The sequence below is a fragment of the Cupriavidus sp. 05T313 genome, from assembly GCF_056396665.1.
Map to the genome: position 1 here is coordinate 43,121 of NZ_JBFTLX010000006.1, position 19,341 is coordinate 62,461.

Annotated in this window: 19 protein-coding genes and 1 pseudogene; 10 read left to right on the forward strand and 10 right to left on the reverse strand. The window is 64.6% G+C overall.

Annotated features, from left to right (window positions below; translation table 11 throughout):
* Nucleotides 1–3: 3 nt before the first annotated feature.
* The 4 genes from AC1DKD_RS02505 to AC1DKD_RS02520 all read right to left on the reverse strand — a co-directional run bounded on the left by AC1DKD_RS02505 (nucleotide 4) and on the right by AC1DKD_RS02520 (nucleotide 4,442).
* Complete coding sequence (locus AC1DKD_RS02505; protein WP_276288285.1) at nucleotides 4–1,851, reverse strand: Hsp70 family protein; 1,848 nt, start codon at nucleotides 1,849–1,851, stop codon at nucleotides 4–6.
* Nucleotides 1,848–2,420, reverse strand: a complete 573-nt coding sequence (locus tag AC1DKD_RS02510) for a DUF2760 domain-containing protein (protein ID WP_441628366.1) — start codon at nucleotides 2,418–2,420, stop codon at nucleotides 1,848–1,850. Before AC1DKD_RS02510 ends, AC1DKD_RS02505 begins: the two co-directional genes overlap by 4 nt.
* A 239-nt stretch (nucleotides 2,421–2,659) precedes the next feature.
* The gene (locus AC1DKD_RS02515; protein ID WP_441628368.1) at nucleotides 2,660–3,862 is read right to left on the reverse strand and encodes a polysaccharide pyruvyl transferase family protein; all 1,203 of its coding nucleotides are present in this window, start codon (nucleotides 3,860–3,862) and stop codon (nucleotides 2,660–2,662) included.
* 106 nt (nucleotides 3,863–3,968) lie between these two features.
* Nucleotides 3,969–4,442 carry an Lrp/AsnC family transcriptional regulator gene (locus AC1DKD_RS02520; RefSeq protein ID WP_045240890.1) on the reverse strand — a complete coding sequence of 158 codons (474 nt, stop codon included), beginning with the start codon at nucleotides 4,440–4,442 and terminating at the stop codon, nucleotides 3,969–3,971.
* 236 nt (nucleotides 4,443–4,678) lie between these two features.
* On the opposite strand from AC1DKD_RS02520, the gene hppD reads away from it, so the two are divergent.
* The 3 genes from hppD (at nucleotide 4,679) to AC1DKD_RS02535 (ending at nucleotide 8,562) form a co-directional block, all read left to right on the forward strand.
* Nucleotides 4,679–5,752, forward strand: coding sequence for a 4-hydroxyphenylpyruvate dioxygenase (gene hppD, locus AC1DKD_RS02525; protein WP_477142892.1), 1,074 nt, complete (start codon nucleotides 4,679–4,681; stop codon nucleotides 5,750–5,752).
* A 160-nt stretch (nucleotides 5,753–5,912) separates the two neighbouring features.
* Nucleotides 5,913–7,301 carry an amino acid permease gene (locus tag AC1DKD_RS02530; RefSeq protein WP_477142893.1) on the forward strand — a complete coding sequence of 463 codons (1,389 nt, stop codon included), beginning with the start codon at nucleotides 5,913–5,915 and terminating at the stop codon, nucleotides 7,299–7,301.
* A gap of 58 nt (nucleotides 7,302–7,359) precedes the next feature.
* The gene (locus tag AC1DKD_RS02535) at nucleotides 7,360–8,562 is read left to right on the forward strand and encodes an amino acid aminotransferase (RefSeq protein ID WP_441628374.1); all 1,203 of its coding nucleotides are present in this window, start codon (nucleotides 7,360–7,362) and stop codon (nucleotides 8,560–8,562) included.
* 451 nt (nucleotides 8,563–9,013) lie between these two features.
* Here the strand turns inward: AC1DKD_RS02535 and AC1DKD_RS02540 are convergent.
* Nucleotides 9,014–9,169, reverse strand: a pseudogene (locus AC1DKD_RS02540) (IS5/IS1182 family transposase); the annotation flags it as partial.
* Between AC1DKD_RS02540 and AC1DKD_RS02545 the strand changes: the two are divergent.
* The 4 genes from AC1DKD_RS02545 to AC1DKD_RS02560 all read left to right on the forward strand — a co-directional run bounded on the left by AC1DKD_RS02545 (nucleotide 9,126) and on the right by AC1DKD_RS02560 (nucleotide 12,854).
* On the forward strand, nucleotides 9,126–9,365 hold the full coding sequence (locus AC1DKD_RS02545) for a hypothetical protein (RefSeq protein ID WP_441628430.1): 240 nt from the start codon (nucleotides 9,126–9,128) through the stop codon (nucleotides 9,363–9,365). The pseudogene AC1DKD_RS02540 and the gene AC1DKD_RS02545 sit on opposite strands and share 44 nt — an antisense overlap.
* Before the next feature lie 144 nt (nucleotides 9,366–9,509).
* A complete protein-coding gene (locus AC1DKD_RS02550) occupies nucleotides 9,510–9,959 on the forward strand; it encodes a DUF6402 family protein (protein ID WP_441628376.1) in 450 nt (149 codons plus the stop codon).
* A gap of 697 nt (nucleotides 9,960–10,656) precedes the next feature.
* Nucleotides 10,657–11,049, forward strand: coding sequence for an RT0821/Lpp0805 family surface protein (locus AC1DKD_RS02555; protein WP_441628378.1), 393 nt, complete (start codon nucleotides 10,657–10,659; stop codon nucleotides 11,047–11,049).
* 197 nt (nucleotides 11,050–11,246) lie between these two features.
* Complete coding sequence (locus tag AC1DKD_RS02560; protein WP_441628380.1) at nucleotides 11,247–12,854, forward strand: EAL domain-containing protein; 1,608 nt, start codon at nucleotides 11,247–11,249, stop codon at nucleotides 12,852–12,854.
* A gap of 477 nt (nucleotides 12,855–13,331) precedes the next feature.
* Here AC1DKD_RS02560 and AC1DKD_RS02565 read toward each other — a convergent pair whose 3' ends face one another.
* Nucleotides 13,332–14,564, reverse strand: coding sequence for a glycosyltransferase (locus AC1DKD_RS02565; RefSeq protein WP_441628382.1), 1,233 nt, complete (start codon nucleotides 14,562–14,564; stop codon nucleotides 13,332–13,334).
* Nucleotides 14,565–14,763: 199 nt separating this feature from the next.
* Between AC1DKD_RS02565 and AC1DKD_RS02570 the strand changes: the two genes are divergently transcribed.
* A complete protein-coding gene (locus tag AC1DKD_RS02570; protein WP_441628384.1) occupies nucleotides 14,764–15,144 on the forward strand; it encodes a RidA family protein in 381 nt (126 codons plus the stop codon).
* A gap of 39 nt (nucleotides 15,145–15,183) precedes the next feature.
* On the opposite strand, the gene AC1DKD_RS02575 is transcribed toward AC1DKD_RS02570, so the two are convergent.
* Complete coding sequence (locus AC1DKD_RS02575; protein ID WP_441628385.1) at nucleotides 15,184–15,705, reverse strand: hypothetical protein; 522 nt, start codon at nucleotides 15,703–15,705, stop codon at nucleotides 15,184–15,186.
* 213 nt (nucleotides 15,706–15,918) lie between these two features.
* On the opposite strand from AC1DKD_RS02575, the gene AC1DKD_RS02580 reads away from it, so the two are divergent.
* On the forward strand, nucleotides 15,919–16,302 hold the full coding sequence (locus AC1DKD_RS02580; RefSeq protein ID WP_441628428.1) for an ArsR/SmtB family transcription factor: 384 nt from the start codon (nucleotides 15,919–15,921) through the stop codon (nucleotides 16,300–16,302).
* Complete coding sequence (locus AC1DKD_RS02585) at nucleotides 16,299–17,381, forward strand: SRPBCC domain-containing protein (RefSeq protein WP_441628386.1); 1,083 nt, start codon at nucleotides 16,299–16,301, stop codon at nucleotides 17,379–17,381. The genes AC1DKD_RS02580 and AC1DKD_RS02585 overlap by 4 nt, the downstream gene beginning before the upstream one ends.
* 28 nt (nucleotides 17,382–17,409) lie before the next feature.
* Here the strand turns inward: AC1DKD_RS02585 and AC1DKD_RS02590 are convergent, their stop codons facing one another.
* From AC1DKD_RS02590 to AC1DKD_RS02600, 3 genes are all read right to left on the reverse strand, one after another.
* A complete protein-coding gene (locus AC1DKD_RS02590; RefSeq protein WP_441628387.1) occupies nucleotides 17,410–17,610 on the reverse strand; it encodes a DUF3606 domain-containing protein in 201 nt (66 codons plus the stop codon).
* A gap of 148 nt (nucleotides 17,611–17,758) precedes the next feature.
* Nucleotides 17,759–18,187: a RidA family protein gene (locus AC1DKD_RS02595; RefSeq protein WP_441628389.1), complete on the reverse strand. Its 429-nt coding sequence runs from the start codon at nucleotides 18,185–18,187 to the stop codon at nucleotides 17,759–17,761.
* Entirely contained in the window at nucleotides 18,177–19,322 is a 1,146-nt protein-coding gene (locus tag AC1DKD_RS02600) for a DSD1 family PLP-dependent enzyme (protein ID WP_477142894.1), read from the reverse strand. Before AC1DKD_RS02600 ends, AC1DKD_RS02595 begins: the two co-directional genes overlap by 11 nt.
* Nucleotides 19,323–19,341 lie beyond the last annotated feature (19 nt).

Here is a 19,341-nt window from a genome sequence, read left to right on the forward strand (position 1 = left end):
CAGTCAGGCATTGGGGTTGCCGCGCACGTCGAACTCGACCTTCCAGCGCTCGCCGGCGCCGCGGGGCACGGCTTCCAGTTCCAGCGTCCCGGCCTCGGTGACCCGCGCGTGCAGTTTCACCGGGACCACTTCGCCGGGCGTGCGCCCTTCGGGCGGCAGCGTGGCCTGGATTTCATCGAGTTCCTGCAGTTCCTCGGGCGACCAGGAGTCGAGCAGGGTGCCGACCTGATCCTGGCGGCGCACCGACGAGCCGAAGAAGCGGAAGTGGACGGGCTCGCCCACCACCAGGCCGAATTCCTGCGGCGGCAACGCGGCCTCGGTCCCTTCTTCCATGCCGAACGGCGCCACGCACAGCGCCTGTATGGGCGGCTCGAAGCCAGGCACGGCGGGCATCGACGATTCCACGGCGATATAGTAGGCACGCGCGGTGCCGCCACGGATGCGCACGCCCTTGCCGCGCCGCACGTAGCCGTAATACGCAGCGCCGCGCGCCACGGCCAGGTCCAGGTCGGCGCCTTCCAGCAGGCGCGCAGGCGCCGCGCCTTCCGCCGCAAGCCAGCCATTGAGCGTCTGCAGGATGCGCTCCACCAGCAAGCCCGACTTGAACACGCCGCCATTGAAGAGGACGGCGGTGGGGTGCAGGAACGTCGCGCCTTCCGGCTGCGCGCTCTGGAAGCCTTCGAGTTCCGCGAGCGCCGCCACCTGGCGGCCCAGGAACGCGGCCAGATGCCGCGTGATGGCCGCATCCTGCGCATACGGCAGGCCGAGTTGCGTGAGCCCGCCGCGCGCCCGGCTTACCGGGCGGGCCGAGCCCTCCACTTGCGGGAAGAAGCCTTCCAGGATGGTCTGGGTGAGCTCGGCGCGGGTCAGCTCCGTGCGGATCGAGCCGCCGATCAGCTTGGACCCCCGGCTCGGCACGACCAGCGGCACGGCATCCGTGGCCGGATCGGTGAGCAGCGTTTCCTTGGCCGAGCGGCAGGCATAGGTGAGCGCGCGCAGTTGCCACGGATCGGCCTGCGTGCCCTGGCCAGCCAGCTTGCGCGCCACCACATGGGCCAGCGCGAGATCCATATTGTCGCCACCGAGCAGGATGTGCTCGCCCACGGCAACGCGGTGCAGCTCCAGGTTGCCATCGCGCTCGACCACGGCGATCAGCGAAAGGTCGGTGGTGCCGCCGCCGACGTCCACGACGAGGATGATGTCGCCGACCCTTACCTGCTTGCGCCAGTGGCCGTCGCTCTTCTGGATCCAGCTATAGAGCGCGGCCTGGGGCTCTTCCAGCAGGGTCATGCGTGCATACCCGGCCGCTTCGGCCGCTTCGGCGGTCAGCTCCCGCGCGGCGGGGTCGAACGAGGCGGGAATCGTGACGGTGATTTCCTGCTCGCCGAACGGGGCTTCGGGATGCGCGTGATCCCACGCCTCACGCAGGTGCGTGAGATAGCGCACGGAGGTCTCGAGCGGCGAGACGCGCGTCACTTCAGGCGGCGCGTCGTTCGGCAGGATCGCCGCCCGGCGATCCACGCCGGGGTGGCACAGCCAGCTTTTCGCACTCGACACCAGCCGGATCGGCGTGGCTGCGCCGCGGGTGCGCGCCAGTTCGCCGACCGCGAAGTCGCGCGTGGCGTTCCACGGCAAGCCCAGGTCGCCCGGGGCGAGTTCGCTCGGGTGCGGCAGGTAGAGGAAGGAGGGCAGCAGATCGAGGTCTTCGATGGCACCCGGCGCGGTGAGTTGCGTGACCGGCAGGACACCCTGGCTGGTCTTCTCGCCGTCGCTGGCGGTAAGGTCGACGTAGGAGAGGGCGCTATGCGTGGTGCCCAGGTCGATGCCGATGGAATAGCGTGCTGCGCTCATAGTTCCACCTCGGCCGGGGCGATCACGGTGGCGTCATGGCGTTCGGCCAGCCGGGGCAGGCGGACTTCCGCGACTTTCCAGCCGCGGTGGCTGATGCTGCCGCTGAACGGCGCGCTGCCTACCACGTTGCCGGTCAGCCGGACGGCGGTGGCGTCGAAGCCGTCGGCCAGCGTCACGCGGCTGCCCTCGGCTTCCTCGCGCACCGGCTTGATGGTGAAGTGTTCACGCAGCACCGCGCGGCAGCCATCGTGCACGAGGCGGGCGGCGGCACCGATTTCCGTGTCGGAATAGGCCGCGATGTCTTCCTCGACAAAGTCCACGAAACGCGCGTCGCGCTGGAGCAGTCCCAGCAACTGGAGTGCCGCGGCCGGGCTCGCTTCCTTCAGCGCGGGGGCGGCAGGCCGCGGCGCCGGTGCGGCAGCTTGCGGCACCGGGGCTGCGGCTGCAGCGCCTTCGCCGCTGCGCAGGCGGCGCACGCCGGCGGCGAAATCGCGGTCGCCCAGGATGGTGAAGAAGGTGCCGACGGCAAGAGAGACCCTGCCGAAGAAAGATAGGTTCGAGTCGGTCATTAAATGCTCCTGGTGTGCTCTGTTAAAGGACGAGCTGTCCCCTCGCGACGCTGGACAAGCCCCGGAGGCTCATGCGATTCCGGACACCTGGGCACGAGCCGGGCGTCAGCGTCTTGTGTTTTTTGGCCCTGCCGGGCCTCTCAGGTGCGTATTTTGCCCTATTGCGCCTGCGAACCGGCCCCGCCGGTTATACAGCATCGCGGTGTGTTTCATATGGCGTTGGCGCAGGCCTGTGCTTTTCAGGCAGCCACGAAGCCTTGGCGGCATGCCGCAACCAGCTCGCGCGCCGTCTGTTCCCGCCGTGTGCGCTCAAGCGCCTGCGCCTGGCCAATGCCATCGGCAAGCGCTTGCACCGCCACAGTGCACGGGGCCTCCGGCGGCGCCCAGGTGGCGGCGAACGCGGCCTGTTTGCTGGTCCCCGGATCCAGCCCCGGCCGTGTGATGTTCACGCTCGGCACGGCAAATGCCATGGCCACGATGCGGCCGTGGAGGCTGCTGCCGGCAAAGCCGCGGCTGTGCGCGATCACGGCGCAGATGTCCCAGATATCGAGGGACCGGACGATGCCCGGCGCGGGCGTGCCCATGCGTTGCGCCAGCCGCCGGTAGCAGGACAGGTCGTCATGCCAGGGCGCGGCACCGGCGCGGAACAGCACCACGCCGTATCCGGTTGACCGCGCGGCGCGGTCGAGCTGGCTGGCGATCTCGCCGAGGGTTTGGTCGTCGCCGAAGTCCGCGCTGAACTGCACGGCAAGATAACCCTGCGGGAAGGCGTCGGTCATGCGCGCCGGCTCACCGTGGCGGACCCGCTGGCGGATGCGCTCGCCGAACAGCGCCGCGACCATCACCGCGGGATCCGGGACAAGGCTGGCCGCGATGCCGTTGGCCCGCAGGATCTGCCTGGTCCGGCCATCCCTCACGCTGACATGGGCCGCGGCCCTCAGCTTGCCCAGCACTTCCGCCCGCATGGCAGGGTCGCGCTGGTCCAGGCCGACGCCGCCCACGGCGTTGTAGATCACGGCCCGCGCCTGGGGAAACAGGCCCTGCGGCAGCACGTAAGGCGCCCGGTCCTCCACGCCCAGCACGCTGCGCGCCCATGCCTGGCGCTCCCGCTGCCGGTCGTCGAGCCGCGCGATCAGCACGTCTGCCTTGCCCGGTGGCTGCAGCATCACAGCCGCCTCCCACGCTTCGCAGCAAAGAATCTCGCCACCCACGTGGATGATGCCGGGCGCTTGCAGGTCCGGCCGCGCCGCCAGATGCAGCAGGGAATCGACCCGGTGGCCGCCGTGCGGCAGCAGGTTGCGCCGCGCCAGCCCGGCATAGCGCAGCGGCTGGTCTTTCAGCAGGCAGGTGAGGACATGGGGCAACAGCAGATCGCCGAAGTTATGGCGATCGAAGGCACCAAACAGGATGACGGGGCAACCGGCGTCGGGGGCAGGGGGCACGGGGAGGGTGAGCCAGGGATCTCATCCAAGCATAGGCGGCCCGTGGCGGGTCTCTCCTATATTAGTGAGTGTCAGCGAGCGCGCCGCCGCCATCCGGCGCCCGGGTTCAGGCATCGAGCGGCATCGCGCTGGTGCACTTGATCTCATCCAGGCAAACGCTGGACTTGACCCCGCTCACGCCAGGGATGCGCATCAACGTGTCGAGCAGGAAATCGGAAAGCGATTTGAGATCGCGCGCCACCACCTTCAGCACGTAGTCGATATCCCCGGTGACGGAGAAGCATTCCTGGATCTGCGCCAGCTCGGCGACAAGTCCCTTGAAGTTCGACAGATCCCGGATGTGGCCCCGCTCCATCGTGACATGGATAAAGGCGACGACGCCAAAGCCCAGGCTGGCGGAGTCCAGCCGGGCTTCGTAGCGCTTGATGATGCCGGCCTCTTCCAGCCGGCGGTGCCGGCGCAGTGTCTGCGCCGGCGACAGGCGGATAGCCTCGGCCAGTTCGAGGTTGGAGGCGCGTCCATTTTCCTGCAGCGCCGCCAGCAAGCGGCGGTCTATGCGATCAAGCTCAGGATTGTGCACTTTTGTTTCCCTTGTTCCTGCAATGATGAAATTTTATCTCATGATCTAGGGTTTGCCTGCGTGGATAACGAAATCCTATTTACCGGAGCGGAATATAAACTCATTGCCAGATTGACGGTACGGACAGGGAGTTGAGAGCCCACGCCGTACGTGTCTGGCGCTGCGCACCAACGCGTTGGCGCACAGCTGCCGCAATAATATTTCTCTCGTCCCCCCAACTTCCTGTTGAGCACACCATGGCCGATCTGTTTGAAAACCCGATGCAGTTGATGGGCTTCGAATTCGTGGAATTCGCCTCGCCCACTCCCAACCTCCTGGAGCCGCTGTTCGAACAGATGGGCTTCAGCCTGGTCGCGCGCCACCGCTCCAAGGACGTGGTGCTGTACCGCCAGGGCGATGTCAACTTCATCGTCAACCGCGAGCCGAACAGCCCGGCGGCGTACTTCGCGGCCGAGCACGGCCCGAGCGCCTGCGGCATGGCATTCCGCGTGAAGGACTCGCACAAGGCTTATGCGCGCGCCCTGGAACTCGGCGCCCAGCCGGTGGAAATCGCCACCGGCCCGATGGARCTGCGCCTGCCSGCGATCAAGGGCATCGGCGGCGCRCCGCTGTACCTGATCGAYCGCTTCGAGGAMGGCAAGTCSATCTATGACATCGACTTCGAATTCATCGAAGGCGTGGACCGCCACCCGGTGGGCCATGGCCTGCGCCTGATCGACCACCTGACGCACAACGTCTACCGTGGCCGCATGGCTTACTGGGCTAATTTCTATGAAAAGCTGTTCAATTTCCGTGAAATCCGCTACTTCGACATCCAGGGCGAATACACCGGCCTGACCTCGAAGGCCATGACCGCCCCCGACGGCAAGATCCGCATCCCGCTGAACGAGGAATCGTCCAAGGGTGCCGGCCAGATCGAGGAATTCCTGATGGCCTTCAACGGCGAGGGCATCCAGCACATCGCCTTCCTGACGGACAACCTGATCGAAGTCATCGACAGCCTGCAGATGGCCGGCGTGCCCCTGATGACCGCGCCCAACGATTACTACTACGAAGGCCTGGAAAAGCGCCTGCCGGGCCACGGCCTGCCGGTGGACCAGCTGAAGGCGCGCGGCATCCTGGTGGACGGCACGACCGAAGGCGGCAAGCCGCGCCTGCTGCTGCAGATCTTCTCCAAGACCGCGCTCGGCCCGGTGTTCTTCGAGTTCATCCAGCGCAAGGGCGACGAAGGCTTCGGCGAAGGCAACTTCAAGGCGCTCTTCGAATCGCTSGAGCGCGACCAGATCGARCGCGGCACGCTCAAGGTCTGAAGCCCATAAGGCAGCTAGACACCGGGGCACCGAGCCGCGGACTGCAACAACACCGCCCGGCGCCCGCAGCAAGACTGCGCGCCGGCGGTGCCTGGCCAAAGCGCCCGCAACACGCGAGAGGCGCAGGCCCACATTCCAAAAGAGTGGGTAGAGACACAATATGGTTCCCAATTCCAAGAACACGGAAGAGACACTCCAGCGCGGCTTGAAAAACCGGCATATCCAGCTGATCGCGCTGGGCGGTGCCATCGGCACCGGGCTGTTCCTGGGCATTGCCCAGACCATCAAGATGGCAGGCCCTTCGGTCCTGCTCGGCTACGCGGTGGCCGGGATCATCGCCTTCTTCATCATGCGCCAACTCGGCGAAATGGTGGTCGACGAACCCGTCGCCGGCTCCTTCAGCCACTTCGCCAAYAAGTAYTGCGGCMRCTTYGCCGGSTTCATGTCMGGCTGGAACTACTGGGTGCTCTATATCCTGGTCAGCATGGCGGAACTGTCGGCGGTGGGCATCTATGTCCAGTACTGGTGGCCGCACATTCCCACCTGGGTATCCGCGCTGGCGTTCTTCCTGCTGATCAACGCCATCAACCTGTCGAGCGTCAAGTCCTTCGGCGAGATGGAGTTCTGGTTCTCCATCGTCAAGGTCCTGGCCATCGTCGGCATGATCGTGTTCGGCGGCTATCTGCTGGCGTCCGGCACGGCCGGCCCGCAAGCGAGCGTGGCCAACCTGTGGCAGCACGGCGGCTTCTTCCCGAACGGCATCAGCGGCCTGGTCATGGCCATGGCGGTGATCATGTTCTCGTTCGGCGGCCTGGAACTGGTGGGCATTACCGCGGCAGAGGCGGATGCGCCGGAAAAGACCATCCCCAAGGCCACCAACCAGGTGATCTACCGCATCCTGATCTTCTACGTTGGCGCGCTGGGCGTACTGCTCTCGCTCTACCCGTGGGAAAAGGTCGTGACCGGCGGCAGCCCGTTCGTGCTGATCTTCCATGCGATGAACAGTGACATCGTGGCCACGGTGCTGAATGCCGTGGTGCTGACCGCCGCGCTGTCCGTCTACAACAGCGGCGTGTACTGCAACAGCCGCATGCTGTACGGCCTGGCCAAGCAGGGCAATGCGCCGCAAGCGCTGCTGAAGGTCAACAAGCGCGGGATTCCGCTGGCCGCGCTGGGAGTTTCGGCACTGGCCACGGCCGCCTGCGTTGTGATCAACTACTTCATGCCGGGCGAAGCCTTCGAACTGCTGATGGGCCTGGTGGTCTCGGCGCTCATCATCAACTGGGCGATGATCAGCATCATTCACCTCAAGTTCCGCCGCGACAAGCGCATCGCCGGGCAGGAGACGCGCTTCAGGAGCCTGGGCTATCCGTTCACGAACTACCTGTGCCTGGTCTTCCTGGCGGGTATCCTGTACGTGATGTACCTCACGCCGGGGCTGCGCATTTCGGTGTACCTGATTCCGGCATGGATGGCCGTGCTGGGCGTGAGCTACCGATTGCGGCAAAAGAACGCGGCGCCGGCCCTGCAGCAGAGCGTATCGGCATAATGATGACCCTGGCGGCCCTCCGGCCGCCGGCCACAACCCATTCCAGCCAGAGTATCCAATGTTCGAACATATCGATGCCTATCCCGGCGACCCGATCCTTTCGCTCAACGAAAGCTTTCAACTAGATCCGAGGACCGACAAGGTCAACCTGAGCATCGGCATCTACTTCGACGGCGATGGCAAGCTGCCCGTGATGCAGGCGGTGGCGGAAGCCGAAGGCGCGCTGATGGCCGACATGGGCCCGCGTCCCTACCTGCCCATGGCCGGCTTCGCGGCCTACCGTGACGCCGTGCAGGCGCTGGTTTTCGGCGCGCAATGCAAGGCGCGCGCGGAAGGCCGCATCGCCACCGTGCAGACCCTGGGCGGTTCGGGCGCGCTGCGGGTAGGCGCCGATTTCCTGAAGCGATATTTCCCGGAGGCGCAAGTCTGGATCAGCGACCCGAGCTGGGAAAACCATCGCGTGATCTTCGAGCGCACCGGCTTCACCGTCAACACGTATCCGTACTACGACGACGCCACCGGCGGCCTCAGGTTCGATGCGATGATGGACGCGCTGCGGCTGATCCCGAAGCGCAGCATCGTGCTGCTGCACGCCTGCTGCCACAACCCCACCGGCGTGGACCTGAACCAGGACCAGTGGCGCAAGCTCATTGCCCTGCTGAAGGCGAACGAGTTGCTGCCCTTCGTCGACATGGCCTACCAGGGCTTCGGCGCCGGCCTGGACGACGATGCGTTCGCGGTGCGCGAGCTGGTGGCGCAAGGCGTGCCGTGCCTGGTGGCGAATTCGTTCTCGAAGAATTTTTCGCTGTACGGCGAACGCTGCGGCGGGCTGAGCGTGGTCTGCGACAGCGCGGAAGAAACCGGCCGGGTCCTGGGCCAGCTGACGGGCGCGGTACGCGCCAACTACAGCAACCCGCCGACCCACGGCGCACGGGTGGTGGCTAAGGTACTGACCACGCCGGCCCTGCGCGTGACCTGGGAGCGCGAGCTGGCGCAGAAGTGCGATCGCATCGCCAGGATGCGCGCGGCGATCCACGACAGCCTGCGCGACCATGTCAGCGGCGAGGCGCTGTCGCGCTACCTGACCCAGCGCGGCATGTTCACCTATACCGGCCTGACGGCCGACCAGGTGGACCGCCTGCGCGCGGAGCACGGCGTGTACCTGCTGCGCTCGGGGCGGATGTGCGTGGCTGGCCTGAACGAGGGCAACGTGAAGCAGGTGGCGGGGGCTATTGCCAGCGTGCTGGCACCGGCTGCGTAAGGGTTGTTTGTCCGGCGTCAGCCGGAGCCCGCCGGTGGGCCAATGCCGCCTGCAATGACGGCTGCTGAATCCGTTGATTCTTGTGTGTGGCCCTCGGCGGGCCACACCACCCCGCCATGCGCAGCGAGCCGTGAAGGTGTTCCAGGCCGTATGGGGCGCTTCGTGATCTGGGAAAAGAGCGGAAAAGAGGGGGCCATGTTTGAGTCTTGCCTGAAAAATCCGTTTCGCGACCCAGGAATACCATCGCCGCTGGCACGGTTTGGACCTCAGCTGAGTAATCCCGTTCTCTAGCCGGTTGAGGGGCCATTCGCCCCTCAACCGGCGTCACGCGCCGTACCCAAACAGCGCTCTGCGAGCCAGCCAGAGATGGCTCAGTGCAACCGGTGTGTTCAGTAGCGCCGATTCCTCGCTCGCCGCTCGGTAGCGCACCTAGGTAGCGCACTTTGGTTGCGCCGATCCCTGTACGCACCTGCCCCGAATCCGCATCCATGCCAGCACGTGCCTTCATGCCGAAGTCATACTGCTTGCCCTTTCGCGTTGAATGCATCTCGGGATCGTGCCCAATGCTGCTGTTCTTCGTCGAGGTGGGCGCGCTGTTCAGCTTGGCCTTGGTGTGCCATGTGCAATACAGCCTTGATCTCGACGGCCTCCTGTGCGAGTTGCACCCGCAGCAGAGCATTCCAGTGCCGCTTATGAATGCGATACCGCTTAAGTTGGCTGCAGTCCGGATCGCGGCGCAGGACGGCGCTATCGTTAGAGGCTATTTGAGCGTACTTCCCACGGGAGCTGCAGCCCGTGGATAGGGCGTCGATCCTGGACGGGAACGTGGCGCTTCCCTGACTATCTCGCTAAAGAATTTTCCGCCTCCGCCCCGTATTCGGATTTGTCCGATATCACTGCCACCGTATATTTGTTAAAAACGATATTTTGATGGGTGGAGAGATTTTGTGGAAAATTTGGATACGCGGATACCGTTTTTTGAACCGAGATTTATCAAGCCGTTGTGGGCGTTAAGGCGTGAGCAGCAAGGTTGCACCGTTGAGGATATAGAAGAGTTCCACATTTCTACCGAGCGCCCGGCGCCGCCTCTGCGAGACCAGTCGCCGGTGCGTCTCGGGGTAGGGCGCGGCTTTCAGTATCTTGGTCATTGGAATAAATATGGTTTTATCATTGTTCCAAGTGCCACGGCAATTGGAGAGGTATCGACCGGTAGTCGGCATCTGGGACCGGTTGCGCGGCGAGGAATGATTTCAGAGCATGATGTTTACTATCCGGTGCGAAACGTTGACTATCGCACTTGGCAGATCAACCACAAGCAGGGCGGTGACTTGATTCTATATTCCGATAGAATCGAGGTTAGGCTTGTCAAGCCTATTTTTGTGGAGTTTGATTTATGATATTACATGGAGCGATAATAAAAAGGGTCAAAATTTTCATTAAAATATTTTTAATTTTTTTGGTTGCGATATTTGCAGTGCCGTATAGTTGCGATGCAATCAACAGATCGGCAGCGCACGAATGCGAGCGTGACTCCGTAGGGGGCTATATTGGTGAAACCTGCCTTCTAACGGGCGATTATGGAACGTTATTCCGTCTCTATGATGCACGTACCGGCGAATTGCTGGCGGAGTGCACATACCTTAGCCCCGAAGCACGGCGGGTATTCCGGTCAAAAGATGATGTGRTCTATGACGTTGGCGCTAGCGATGGCTCGGGCCACATAGCATTGCCGCCGACCCGATGGGACTGGCTACGGGCTAGACTCCCGTAAGGGCGATGAGGAGTCCGAGGACGTGGCGCTCCCTGATGGGGTGATAGAGCGATGGCTACGGTCCGTCGCTTGATGATTGTTGCACCACGTGGGAGCCCGATGCCCGATGCCCGGTACCAGACCGGCTATTTGCGCTCGCACTGATTGTGCCGGGATGCAGATCAGCGTCCGGGATGTGCACTCGATTATGTGTGGCTATTACGTTACTATGGAAACGTTCTCCATGTTCTGCAAATAGCCAGTTGCGGGATTTGCTCCAGTCGACAGACGTTTGCAGCGCAATGCTCCCCGCTCTTCCACCGTCCCACATAAGGATTGCTTTCATGTCACCCCGTCTTTTTCTTCGAAGCACGCTGCTCTGCGCGGTCACGCTTGTTCCGGCCGCRCCGGCTCTTGCATATTTCGACACGTTCATCAATGGCACCGTGATCGGGAGCATGAACCAAAAGGAATCGGCCGCGCTATCCAAGGCTGTTGGCAATACGCTGAACGACGGCACCGACGGAGCGGCGGTGCCATGGACCTACCCGGCGTCGGGAAAGCGCAAGCCGATCGAGGGTAATCTGACTCCGATGAACGCCAAGACCGACAAAGGCCAGTCCTGCCGCCAGTTGAGGGTTCAGCTGAAACGCGCCGACCATGAAGACAACTGGACCGGCTGGTTCTGCAAGCAGAGCGACGGGCACTGGCGCTCGCGCAAGGTCAGCGAGGGTTGAACGCCTGCAGTACATGACTCGGCTTTCTTCCTTTTGCGCTAATCCGCAAGGGCAAAGCGCGCGCGGCAAGCGCAAAAACATCAGGAAACCGCCCTGGACGAGTACACATCAATAACACCGTAGCGCGAACACGTCACCGGGCATGGGGTCCCTGGAATTGGCCTCCCGGATGCACGTCACGCGCAGGAGCCTCGGACGTGCAGATCATCAAGCCTCGGCGTGAGCAATACTGGCACCTGGCAATCGTGCTGGCAGCCATGCTGATTCCCGCGCTCGTCATGGTGCCGCTGGTGTTCTTGCAGGGAAGGCAACGCGCCGACGGCGAAGCGTTGGTCACGGCGGTGGCGATCCAGAAGCAGATGGACAACATCCTCAGGGTGGTCACCGCCAATGTCGACAAATCCATGGCGCTGCTCGGCAAGCCATGCCAGGAGGTGATCGGCGAACTCACGCGGACGAGCACCCTGAGTCCGTATTTCCGCTCGCTCATCCTGGTCCATCAAGAGAAACTCTACTGCTCTCCGGTCCTGGGCAAACTCAACGACATCCCCCTCGCCCTGGCATTCGACGCGATGACCAGCTTGCCGCCAGGGCAGCGGATCACCCCGAGCGCTGGCACCTCCATGGTCCCGGACCGGCCCGCGGTTATCGTCTCGCACGGTATTGGCGACGGTTCGGGCGTGCTGGCTGTCATTGACGGGCAGTACCTGCTGGACATCCAGGCGGCCGCCTCGTACCGCGGCCAGTTCCAGGTCCAGATCCTGCTCAGCGACTCGCTACGCCAGTTGCCGACCGGCGCGCCGTTGACGACGCCGACCGGCCCGCGCTACCGGAACAGCATGAAACTGGCCAGGTCCGCCGTCTTTCCCATCGAGGTGCGCGTCGCGGTGGCCCCTGCGCTCATCACCGCTTACCGCCATGAGCTGTGGCGTCACTACGCACCGTTCCTGGTACTGGCGGCGCTGCTCTCAGGATACCTGGCGCATCTGTTCTGCCGGCGCCGGCTGTCCCTGGTCAACGAGATCTACCGCGGCATGCGACAGCGCGAATTTCACATGGTCTACCAGCCGGTCATCCGGCTGGCCACGGGAGAGTGCAGCGGGCTCGAGGCCCTCGTGCGCTGGCACCGGCCGGGCCAGGGCCATATCCGGCCGGACATCTTTATCCCGCTGGCGGAAGACAATGGCCTCATCGGCGACCTGACGCGGCATATCTTCGACCTGGTGGCCGCCGACTTGCCGCGCCTGGGACTGGGACCGCGCGACCACATCGGCGTCAACGTCAGCGCTTCCCACCTGGCGACCCCCGGATTCGTCGATGATGTGCAGCGACTCCTGGGCAAGTTCGGCCCCGGCGGCCCGCTGCTGGTCCTGGAAGTCACCGAACGCGAAGCGCTGCCGAATGACGAGCAGGTGCAACGCAACATCGAGCGGCTGCGTTCGCGGGGCGTGCTCTGGGCGCTCGATGATTTCGGCACGGGACAGAGTTCGCTGTCCTACCTTGAACAGCTCCACGCCGATTTCCTCAAGATCGATCGCTCGTTCGTCATGGGCATTGGGACGGACTCCGTCAATGCCGTGGTGCTCGACACCATCATCAGCCTGGGCCAGCGGCTGCATCTGGACCTGACCGCCGAGGGGATCGAGAACGAGGAGCAGGCCGCCTACCTGCGACAGCACGGCGTGCATTGGGCGCAAGGCTATCTGTTCGCCGCGCCGTTGGGGGCGGGCGAGCTGGCGGCGTGGCGCCACCACCGTCCCGGTGCCACTTCGGCCACCCTGGAAGAGCAGGCCATGCCCGGCTAACTGACCGGGCCCTGGCCATGGCCTGGTCATTCAGCGCGGATTACGGCGTCACGATATTGAAATCAGGCCTGAATGTGTCGAGCATGCCTGCTAGTTCGCCCATGAACTTATTGGTGTTCACAGAAAGGGTGTCGGCTCACTACCACGCGTGGTTGTAGTTGATGGAGAGCACTCTCACATCCGCGGCGCCTGCCGGCATGCTGAGATGTTTGACTTCAAGGTCAACTTCAAAGGCTTAAAGTCAAAGGCGGTTTCACCACCCCTGCGGGGCGGCGACCTACTTTTTTGTCTTGCCAAAAAAGTAGGCAAAAAAGGTACACCGGGGTACGGCTCGCTTCGCATCGCGCTGGGGTGTGGCCCGCCCTTGGGGGCGCTCCACACGGCTACACCGAAGCTCATTCGGGCGGCAGCTGTTATTCGCGGTCCTCGAAGATCGAATGTTGGGGCTTCCGAGGGCTCTGATTCTGCGGTCGCGGCTCAATGGGACATGATGTGCTCAATAGCGGAAACCGCACCGGCCACGCCGTTTTCCTCCCGCATGCTGGCACCTAGTGCCTGGGCACGGGAACGCGCTTCGGTGCTCTCGGCAAACGCGATGCCACGCGCCAGCGCAGCGGCTTGCAGGTGCTTTCCGTTCACGGCGCCGGCGGCAATGCCTGCGCGCCTGAGCCGGTCGGCCCAGAAGAACTGGTCGCCCGCGAACGGCACCACCACCGATGGCACGCCGGCCCGCGCCGCGGAATGGGTTGTGCCGGAGCCGCCATGATGGATGACCAGCGAGGTCCTGGGAAACAGCCAGTCATGGGGTGTGTCGCCCATGACATGAAAATTCGCCGGCAGCACGGTGGCGTCCGCACCACTCCAGCCCGGATAGAACAACGCCCGGCGGCCCGCGGCGGCGGCGATCATCGCTTCCAGCGTTTTCTGCCGGTCAAAACCCGCCATGCTGCCAAAGCCGATGTAGATCGGTGCCTCCCCGGCCGCGAGGAAGTCGCGTAACGACTGCGGCGCGGACCAGTCCGGCGACGGCGGGATCCATTGCCCGCAGACATGCGTGTTGCCGGGCCAGTCGCCGGGGCGGGGCAGCAGGCTGGGCGATATCCCGTACAGCATCGGGTGCCGGGTCCAGAGTTCCCGCCGTGGCGGCAGCCCGCATACGGCCGCGCGCGCCGCGTTGGTCTGCTTGCGGAACGCGCGCCACAGCAGCCCGTTGACGAAGTGATGGCTCGCGCGGTTGAGCAGGCCCGGCACCCGGTTCGGCGGCAGGAAGGGCGAAGCGAATGCCGCCGTAGGCGTGATCGGGATGAGCCCGGTGCCGATGGCCTTTACGCCGAGATGTTCTGCCGCCGACAAGCCGACAAAGGCGGCCAGCGCCGAGACGATGATGGCATCGCAGCCCTCGCCCGCCGCCACGATCGCCCGCAGCCAGGCCTCGGCGTTGGCATTGGCAATGCCCGCCAGCGCGCTCGCGGTGCTGGTGAGCCCGCTGTTCCCGGCAACGACGCTGGCGATCGCGTTCTCGGGCTGCAGGGTTCCCTTGATGTCTCCCGCCAGCGCGGTTGTCGGGACGCCAAGGGACCGGGCGGTGCCCAGGGTGGCTTCATCGGCGAGCAGCCGGGTTTCGTGGCCGGCGTCCATCAGGGCGCGGCACAGTGCCGCCAGCGGGCGGGTATCGCCTTCCGTTCCATAGGTTGCAACGACGAATTTCATGTTTTCCTGCGGCTCCTGGTGCTCGGTACGGCTGGCCGGCTCAAGCGGGGGGCGAGGGCCGGCTGCGGCACCAACTATCAGGCAAACCCTGCAAATAAGCACGATCCCGGATCCGTTCTCCTAGACTTGAAAACCGCGAGGCCGCCACCGGGCGATCCGGGATGTGGCGTTCGAAGATCTTACTGATGCGGGGCGCAATATGGAATTCCTGAACTCCGGCAAGATTCTGCCCGCAGGGCTGCCTTTCTCCGAGTGCGTGCGGGTTGGCGAGCTGTTGTACCTCTCCGGGCAGATGGGCATCGTGCCCGGCACCACCCGCCTTGTGCCGGGCGGCATCCGCGAAGAAGCCAGGCGGGCGCTGATGAATATCCGCATCACGCTCGAAGCGCACGGCCTGTCGCTAAAGCATGTGGCCAAATGCACCATCATGCTGGCCGATATCGGCGAGTGGCAGGTGTTCAACGAGGTCTACAAGGAGTTTTTCGAGGAACCGTATCCGGCGCGCAGCGCGCTCGGCGCCAACGGACTGGCGCTCGGCGCCAGGGTGGAGGTGGAGTGTATTGCCGTGTTTGGCGGCTGAACGGCGATTCCGGCGCCGTCGCGCCGGATGCCAATGGCCTTACTTGCTGGCGTCACGGCTGTCGCCGCCGATCATGTCGAGGATGATCATGGTGCGGTCCAGTACACCGCGGTCGTCAAAATAGGCGCTGAAGTGGGCCGGCATGTAGCCGTTTGTATAGAGCCGGTACGACCATGCCTCGCGCTTCATGAGGGGGTAATACTGGACCGGCTCGCGCGGCATGCCAAAGCGCTCGGCCACGTCGCGCTTGGTCCAGACACCGGGCCGTGCCTCGTAGATCTCCTTCTCGGTCAGCATCTGGCGGAAGTTGGAAAGGTTTCCGCTTGCGTCGAAATCCGCGGCGTAGACCTCGAATCCGAGCGGCTGCTTGGAGTAGATCCAACGGCTGGTGCCCCCGGCGAGCTGATAGGTCTCGGTGGGTGCGCCGAACGTGTCGCGCACGGTACTTTGCGGACTGCCGATCATATTTTGCGCGGTCTGCACGGGATTCAGGGTCGCGCAGGCACACAGCGCGAACGCGGCGGCGGCGGCGGCCATCCATCTGACTAAGCGATATTGCATGACCATTCTCCAGCGTCTGCGCGGGTCGTGTTTATCGGGGACATCCGTGCAGCATAGCGCATGCGCACGCAAATGCACATGTCGCATCTGTCGCGCCTCCCTTGCCCTCACGGTAAACGCACCGGGCGGGGGATTTATTCCATCAGCCCAAATCGCGCGGCGTCCGTGATTTTCCGCCTTGACTTTCATTTAACCTGTTGGTTAAATGAGCCCATGCCATCCTCCATCGACCCGCTCACCCCCATCTTTGCCGCCCTGGCTGACCCGACCCGCCGTGCGATCCTGGCGCGCCTGGCCGAAGGGGAGGCGCCGGTAAGCGAGCTGGCGCGTCCGTTCGAGATGTCCGCTCCGGCGATTTCGAAGCACCTGCGCGTGCTTGCGGAAGCCGGACTGATCGAACGCGAAGTCAACGCGCGCTGGCGCATCTGCCACCTGCGGGCCGATGCGTTGCGCGACGCGCATGACTGGCTGGGTACTTACCGGCGCCATTGGGAAGGCAACCTGGATCGCCTCGTTGAGTTCGTCGAACGCACCCATGCGGCGGGCGTCACCGAAGGCGCCCGCAGCGAAAGCAAATCCCGAGGGAAAAAATCATGACCCAAGCCGCTACCTTCCACCTGGAAATGGAACGCTTCATCCGCGCCCCGCGCGAGAAGGTCTTCGATGCATTTACCAGCCAGGCCGCGCTGGCCGCGTGGCATTGCCCGCGCGGCATGAGCGTGCTGGAAGCCAGCGCCGACGCACGCGTCGGCGGCAAGTACCGCATCGTGATGGGCGGGCGCGATGGCGCGAAGCACATCGTGGGCGGCGAGTACCAGGCGATCGACCGCGCTGACTTCCTCGCCTATACCTGGACTTGGGAATCCGGCGAAATTCCGCGGGAGATCAAGACGCTGATCGAAGTCACGCTGACGGAGAAGGAGGGCGGCACCCGTCTGCACATGCGCCACAGCGGCTTCCCGGAAGCGCGCGAGCGCGACTCGCATATGGGGGGATGGCAATCGGTGTTCAATCGCCTCAGCGACTACCTCGATCCGGCGGGCAGCGCCGGCACCGTGACCGTGATCGGCGATCCGCGCAGCAGCTACTGCCGCACGGTGCGCATGGCGCTTGAGGAAAAAGGCGTGGCTTACACGCTGAAGCCGGTGCCGCCGCATTCGCCGGAGGTGCTCGCGCACAATCCGTTCGGGCGCATTCCGGTGCTGACCGACGGACCGATCGCGTTCTACGAAACGCGCGCGATCCTGGGCTATATCGAGGAAGCCTTTGACGGACCGAGCCTGCTTGAAAAATCCGGCCCCGTCTCCCGTGCGCGCTGCGAGCAGTGGATCAGCCTGATCAACTGCCATGCCTACGACACGATGGTCCGCCGCTACGTCCTGCAGTACCTCTTTCCAAAGGGAGAGAACGGCCAGCCCGATCGCGCGATGATCGATGCGGCGCTGCCGGAGATCGCCGCGCAACTCCAGGCGCTGGAGGACGCATACGGCGATCGCGACTACCTGGCTGGCACGGCGCTGTCGATGGCGGACCTGTTCCTCGCGCCGATCCTGACCTATGTCGGCATGTTCCCTGAAGGGGCCGAGCTGCTGGAGAAGTGCCCCAACGTGCGGCGCGCGCAGGCGGTCATGCGCGAGCGGCCCAGCTTTGCCGCCACGCAGCCGCAGCTTGGCTGACGGCGGGACCTGTATGGAGGCGGATGCGCTATCCGTGCCGCTTGTCCGGGTACAACGCCTCCAGGCGGGCCCGGACAGCGGAAATGTGATCGCCTGTGTTTGCCACGGCCTCCCGGAGTTCGGACTGCGTACAGTTAAGCTCCGTGCACCAGTACTGCACTTCAAGCGCATCCATCATGTTGACCCTTCCCGGGTCCAGTGGCCTGAAGTGCTTCGGATCGTTGCTCATGCGGCTCTCCCAGCCTTTGCCGGCCGCGTCACATGGGGTCGTGAGCGGAGCGTGTTGCTGTCGAATGGCTGCCTTGCATTGTAGTCATTGATCGGCCGCGCATGGCAGCGTGTTAGCGCTTGCGGCCGCTTGGTTCAGCGCAGCGGTGTCATGCGGCCGGAAGGACAACCGCCGTGGCCTCCACTTCGACCTTCAGCCCGAAATGCAGCGGACCGGTCGGCACGATCGCCCGCGCCGGGCGCGCGTTGCCCGCCCATGCCGCGTAGATGGCGTTGAAGACCGGCCAGTTCTCGATGCTGTCCACATAGACGCGGACCTGGACCAGTCCGGCGATACCGCTCCCGGCGGCGACCAGCGCCGCCTCCACGTTTGCCAGCACCTGCCGCGCCTGCTCGTCGAAGGGGGCGCCGGAGAGCTTTTGCCCGTCAGGCGTGACCGGAAGCTGGCCGGACACAAAGACAAAGCCATTGGCGACCGTTGCGTGGCTGTAGTGTCCGCCCGGCGCGGAGAGTCCGGCGGGCGAGACCGTCTGCACAGTCTGTGCGGTCTGGACTGCGTGATTCTGATTACCATCCATGAAACCGGCTCCAGGTGGCGAGCTCGCCGTCTTGCGCGAGCGCGTGATATTCAGGAAATTGCGCCCCTGTCGCGCAGGCATGATTGGGCAGGATGCGCAGCAGCGTGCCGATGGGGAAGCGCGTTGCGATGTCGGGCTCCGGAGAGCCTTCCCGCGAGAGAATGCCATGTTCCTGGTTGGCGCCGCTGAGCACGTACCCCGGCAGCACGGCGCCGTCGATGCCGCAGACCTGGCCGTAGCCGAAATCGCACTTCTGCTTCTGGGTGCCGCGGTCGCGGCTCATGGCCATCCATCCCGCGTCCACGATGGCCCAGCCCTTGTCCGCCTGGTGCCCGATCACGGTGGTCAGCACGCTCAGCGCCACGTCTTCCGTCGTACACACACCGACATTGCGCATGACCAGGTCGAAGAACACATAGACGCCCGCGCGCACCTCGGTGACGCCTGCCAGGCCGGTTGCGGAAAGCGMCGTGGGGGTCGAGCCCACGCTGACAACCGGGCAAGGCAGGCCGGCTTCGCGCAGCCGGCTGGCCGCGCTGACGCAGCCGGCCCGCTCTTGTTCCGCCATCGCGGCCAGGGCTTCGGGCGTGTCCAGGTCGTAGCTGGAGCCGGCGTGCGTCATCACGCCGCCCAGGCGGGCGCCGCCTTCGTGCAGCACGCGGCCGACTGCGAGCAGCGCCGCTTCGCCGGGGCGGATGCCGGAGCGGTGGCCATCGGTGTCGATCTCGATCCAGACCTCGAACGTTTCCTTGTGTTCGGCGCCGAATGCGACGATGGCCTCGGCGGACGCCACGCTATCGGTGACGATCTTCAGGTCGCAGCCCTGGCGGCGCAGGGCCAGGGCCTGGGGCAGCTTGCCCGGCACCATGCCGACACCGTAGAGGATGTCGGTGACGCCATCGGCAAAGAAATGCGCGGCTTCCTTGAGGGTGGAAACGGTAATACCGCGCGCGCCGGCCGCGATTTGCGCCTGCACCACGGGCGAGCATTTGCTGGTTTTGGCGTGCGGGCGGAAGCGCACGCCAAGCGCATTCATGCGTGCCTGCATGCGCTGGATATTGTGCTGCATGCGGGCGAGGTCGATCACCGCTGCCGGCGTTTCCAGGCTCGCGAGCGTGTCGGAGGAAATAGGCATATCGTCTTGGGGTCTTTAG

Bases quoted from the DNA above. Each gene is read 5' to 3' on its own strand.
- AC1DKD_RS02505 (WP_276288285.1), bottom strand. From the start codon at position 1,851: ATGAGCGCAGCACGCTATTCCATCGGCATCGACCTGGGCACCACGCAT.
- AC1DKD_RS02510 (WP_441628366.1), bottom strand. From the start codon at position 2,420: ATGACCGACTCGAACCTATCTTTCTTCGGCAGGGTCTCTCTTGCCGTC.
- AC1DKD_RS02535 (WP_441628374.1), top strand. From the start codon at position 7,360: ATGTTCGAACATATCGATGCCTATCCCGGCGACCCGATCCTTTCGCTC.
- AC1DKD_RS02545 (WP_441628430.1), top strand. From the start codon at position 9,126: ATGCTGCTGTTCTTCGTCGAGGTGGGCGCGCTGTTCAGCTTGGCCTTG.
- AC1DKD_RS02565 (WP_441628382.1), bottom strand. From the start codon at position 14,564: ATGAAATTCGTCGTTGCAACCTATGGAACGGAAGGCGATACCCGCCCG.
- AC1DKD_RS02570 (WP_441628384.1), top strand. From the start codon at position 14,764: ATGGAATTCCTGAACTCCGGCAAGATTCTGCCCGCAGGGCTGCCTTTC.
- AC1DKD_RS02575 (WP_441628385.1), bottom strand. From the start codon at position 15,705: ATGCAATATCGCTTAGTCAGATGGATGGCCGCCGCCGCCGCCGCGTTC.
- AC1DKD_RS02580 (WP_441628428.1), top strand. From the start codon at position 15,919: ATGCCATCCTCCATCGACCCGCTCACCCCCATCTTTGCCGCCCTGGCT.
- AC1DKD_RS02585 (WP_441628386.1), top strand. From the start codon at position 16,299: ATGACCCAAGCCGCTACCTTCCACCTGGAAATGGAACGCTTCATCCGC.
- AC1DKD_RS02590 (WP_441628387.1), bottom strand. From the start codon at position 17,610: ATGAGCAACGATCCGAAGCACTTCAGGCCACTGGACCCGGGAAGGGTC.
- AC1DKD_RS02595 (WP_441628389.1), bottom strand. From the start codon at position 18,187: ATGGATGGTAATCAGAATCACGCAGTCCAGACCGCACAGACTGTGCAG.